This window comes from Colwellia marinimaniae (assembly GCF_002207865.1).
Classification (GTDB): domain Bacteria; phylum Pseudomonadota; class Gammaproteobacteria; order Enterobacterales; family Alteromonadaceae; genus Colwellia; species Colwellia marinimaniae.
On record NZ_BDQM01000121.1, the window covers coordinates 1 to 479 of the forward strand.

Annotated in this window: 1 protein-coding gene; it reads right to left on the bottom strand. The window is 48.2% G+C overall.

Annotation, left to right across the window (positions count from 1 at the left end; translation table 11 throughout):
* Window positions 1-479, bottom strand: a 479-nt coding sequence (locus MTCD1_RS18475; RefSeq protein ID WP_143760150.1) for a prolyl oligopeptidase family serine peptidase, incomplete at both ends; no start/stop codon positions are given.

The following is a 479-nucleotide window of genomic DNA, read 5'->3' on the forward strand; positions in this document are numbered from 1 at the left end:
CAAATGCGTTCTCACTTTTTCGCCACGCATCGAGTGCTTTGACCCAGGATAATCTATCATCTGAAATAGCTTACCCTCATCCTGCAACGCTTTATACACCTTGGTACTGTTCTCAAAAAGTACATTGTCATCGGCCATGCCGTGATACATCAGCAAGCCAGATTGATAGCCTTTCACATAAGGCAGTACGCTGCTGGCCTCATAGCCTTTAGCATTCTGTTGCGGATGGCCAAGATAACGCTCGGTGTAATGGGTGTCATATAAGGCCCAGTCAGTCACTGGCGCACCAGAGATGGCGGCCTTAAAGTAATCCGGCGCCTTAAACAAACCCATCAAAGCCATATAACCACCGTAGCTGTGGCCGTACAAGGCGATGTTAGCGCTGTCAACATAGGCAAGTGTACGCAGGTAATCGACACCCGTTTTCTGGTCGTTGACTTCCGCTTCGCCTAAGTGCTGATAGATCACATGTTCAAATT